Origin of the sequence: Pseudoduganella sp. RAF53_2, assembly GCF_052113985.1 — a bacterium.
In the GTDB taxonomy this organism is placed as follows: domain Bacteria; phylum Pseudomonadota; class Gammaproteobacteria; order Burkholderiales; family Burkholderiaceae_D; genus Rugamonas.
Genome location: NZ_JBFRDW010000685.1, coordinates 1 through 3,124 on the forward strand (window position 1 = coordinate 1; position 3,124 = coordinate 3,124).

Genomic DNA, 3,124 nt, shown 5'->3' on the forward strand with positions numbered 1-3,124 from the left:
GGTTGGTATATTCTTTGCCATGGTTGCAGGGAACTAGTTCCGACGGCATGTTCTTATACCATGGGATGTCAATGCCGTGCAGTGGCTATATCGCCGGAGACCAGACAAATCCGACTACCACCTTTAGATAGATATTCAGTCGTCGAGTTAGTTGGGCGTGGCCCACTTAGCACCAATGGCTGAGCTTTTACTGGGGGACAAGACTAATGTATGCGAAGGTCCGCAAAGGGGTGCGGATTCAACCGGTCGACGCAACACACTGGTGAAATCGTTGAGCCGGCGTTTCGTAGTCTAGCGTTTTTCGCGGCCGTTCGTTTAGGCGATTAGCCACGGCATCCAGTTGCCCCTGAGAGTAATTCGACAGATCCAAGCCCTTAGGGAAATACTGCCTCAGCAGGCCATTAGTATTCTCGTTTGATCCACGCTGCCAAGGATTCTGCGGGTCGCAAAAATAGACTTGAATGTCGGTGGCCAGTTTGAAGCGCTTGTGATCAGCTAACTCCTTACCTCGATCCCACGTCAGCGACTTGTAGAGTTCCTGTGGCAGCTTCATGGCGTGCTGGATCAAGGCATTCACAACGGTTTCAGTATCTTTGCCCGTGACTTTCACCAGCATCACATAGCGCGTTTTGCGCTCAACCAATGTGACGATCTGGCTGTTATGGCTGCCGAATAGCAGGTCGCCTTCCCAATGCCCAGGCACGGCTCGATCTTCCGCTGTGGCTGGGCGTTCACTAATTGACACCGCATCGCTGATCCGGCCGTGATCCTCAGTCTTCATGGTGTGATGGCGAGAGCGGCGCATGGCCCTGGTGCGTCGCAAATGCTCAAGCAGTTCCTTCTTCAAGGCGCCACGAGCTTGGATATAGAGGCTGCGGTAGATTGTCTCGTGTGACACTTGATGCGCCTCATCGCCAGGGTAAGTGTGCTTGAGCCAACCGGCAATTTGCTCGGGAGACCACTGCAGTTGGAGTTTCTCGGCCACAATGTTAGCCAGCTCCAAGTTCACTGCCAGTCTACAGCGCTTCGGACACCTTGCTCGGTCCCAGGCACACCTGTCGGCTTGATGCGCGCGATAGCATGCCTGCCCACCGTTACGTTTGATTTCCCGACTGATCGTCGAAGGTGCTCTGCCAAGAAAAGCCGCGATGGACCGAAGGGATGCGCCCGCCACCAAGGAACGTGATATCTCTTCTCGTTCGGATGAGGTCAGTGCCAACCGGGAGCGGCACCGTTCAGCTGGGCGAATGCCACCGGTGACGGCCAGAATACCCTGTACCGATGAGTGACTTCGGCCAAACATTTGAGCGATATGCTGGAGAGAATCACCTTGCCGCCAGCGCTCCCACATCATTGCTCTCTGGCTTTCAGTGTAATGAATCCGGGGCTTGTTTTTCATCGCAACACTCCTCCTGCCAAAGCAGTTTATAGTGTTGCGTCGATCGGTTGAATCCGCAGGCGACAGCGGGCTTCTCATGCTCTAACTATATAGTGGTTGAAACAGTCGCCCGAATCGTCGTCGCGCTTATGCGAAAGTTGTAACGATGAACTCGATAAAGCTGGCTAGTTTTGGGGAAGGCCGTCGATCTGCGAGGTAGACCAGGTGCATGGGGCGTGCTGGCGTGTCGTAGTCTGACAAAACGCGCACTAGCCGTCCTGCCATCACATCGTCGCCGACCAGCACCGCCGGCTGCATGATGATGCCAAGGCCAGCGAGCGCGGCCATTCGAAGCGCTTGACCGTTGTTGGTAGTCATTTGGCCTTTCACGTGTACTTGCTCGGTTTGTCCTCCACGGCGCAACCGCCAGACATTCTTTTTGCCCCAATACGCAAATCCCAGACATTCGTGCGCCGTTAAATCCTGCAAGCTTTCCGGTTTTCCTCTGGATTCCAGATAAGCGGGCGCGGCGCACAGCCACATTTCATATGGGGCGAGGGTTTTGGCTATGAGTCCGGAGTCGGGCAGGGTGCCAATCCGGATTGCGGCTTCGTAACCCGATTCCACCAAATCGACTACCTGGTCCGATAACGTCAGGTCCAATTCGACTTGGGGATGTTGCCGCAGATAGTTCGCCATGGCGGTCGCCAGGCGCGCGCTGCCAAACGACACCGGGGCGTGGACTCGGAGCAAGCCGCGCGGGGCGGCGCGCATTTCGTCGGCGCAGGCGTCGGCCGCTGCGGCGTCAGCCAGCAACTGCTTACAGCGGTGGTAATAAATCTGGCCCACTTCGGTGAGCGATTGCTGGCGCGTGGTCCGGTTCAGCAAGCGGGCGCCGACACGCTCTTCGAGGAAGCGCACATGCTTGCCGACCATGGTGGCCGAGATGCCGAAGGCTCGCGCGGCCTCGGTGAAACTGCGCAAATCCACCGCGGCGACGAACACCGACATGCTGGTGAAACGATCAAGCATTACGCACCCTTGGTTTTAAGTGTTATCACTGGGTGCTAGTTTATCAATTGGGGATTCATTGCGATACTGGGGCCATGCGTAATTGACGCAGTCAGATCAAGGAGAAGCAAGATGTCAAACGTCAGTCCTCTTCGCCGCCGTGGCCTCGAATTGCTCGACCAACTTCACGGCTCCCATGCCGGCGCTGCAATGGTCGCCGAAATGCAGGAAATTTGCCCGCCGTTTGCGGACATGTCGATTGACTGGGCCATCGGCACGATCATGGATCGCCCCGGCCTGGACCTGAAGACGCGCGAACTGATCCTGGTCGCATCCTGTGTGACGCTGGGACATGCCTTACCTCAGCTGCGCGCTCACGCGGAAGCTGCGCTCAAGGTCGGCGCGACCAGGGAGCAAATCGTCGAAACTATTCTCCAACTGGTGTTTTACGCAGGCGGGCCTGCGGTACGGAATTCGCTGGTGTATTTGAAGGATGTGTTCGCGGGGGCCGATGCAAACGAGGGCATTGGGCGCTGATACCACCGGGGCAGGCCATTCACTGGTCTGAGAAACTACCCTTTGCCCGCCGGGCAAGTACCCGATCAAGCGCATTGGCGAAATTTTGGCGGTCGCCGTGGCTGAAGGCTGCCGGGCCGCCAGTATCAACGCCGGCACCGCGCAGCTCTTCCATGAACGCCCGCATGGTCAGTTGTTGAGCAATCGTATCCTTGGTGT

At 56.9% G+C, this 3,124-nt stretch carries 4 protein-coding genes; 1 reads left to right on the forward strand and 3 read right to left on the reverse strand.

Translation table 11 applies throughout. The annotated features are described in order from the left end of the window. Positions 1-238 precede the first annotated feature (238 nt). The gene (locus AB4Z11_RS27725) at positions 239-1,399 is read right to left on the reverse strand and encodes an IS30 family transposase (protein WP_442029060.1); all 1,161 of its coding nucleotides are present in this window, start codon (positions 1,397-1,399) and stop codon (positions 239-241) included. Positions 1,400-1,525: 126 nt separating this feature from the next. Next, on the reverse strand, positions 1,526-2,410 hold the full coding sequence (locus AB4Z11_RS27730; protein WP_442029061.1) for a LysR family transcriptional regulator: 885 nt from the start codon (positions 2,408-2,410) through the stop codon (positions 1,526-1,528). Positions 2,411-2,521: 111 nt separating this feature from the next. Between AB4Z11_RS27730 and AB4Z11_RS27735 the strand changes: the two genes are divergently transcribed. After that, positions 2,522-2,926, forward strand: a complete 405-nt coding sequence (locus tag AB4Z11_RS27735) for a carboxymuconolactone decarboxylase family protein (RefSeq protein ID WP_442029062.1) — start codon at positions 2,522-2,524, stop codon at positions 2,924-2,926. A 19-nt stretch (positions 2,927-2,945) separates the two neighbouring features. Here AB4Z11_RS27735 and AB4Z11_RS27740 read toward each other — a convergent pair. After that, positions 2,946-3,124: DUF188 domain-containing protein (locus tag AB4Z11_RS27740; RefSeq protein ID WP_442029063.1), on the reverse strand; the 179-nt coding region annotated here is incomplete at its 5' end.

Coding starts and splice junctions, on each gene's coding strand:
- AB4Z11_RS27725 (WP_442029060.1), bottom strand. CDS start 1,399: ATGAAAAACAAGCCCCGGATTCATTACACTGAAAGCCAGAGAGCAATG.
- AB4Z11_RS27730 (WP_442029061.1), bottom strand. CDS start 2,410: ATGCTTGATCGTTTCACCAGCATGTCGGTGTTCGTCGCCGCGGTGGAT.
- AB4Z11_RS27735 (WP_442029062.1), top strand. CDS start 2,522: ATGTCAAACGTCAGTCCTCTTCGCCGCCGTGGCCTCGAATTGCTCGAC.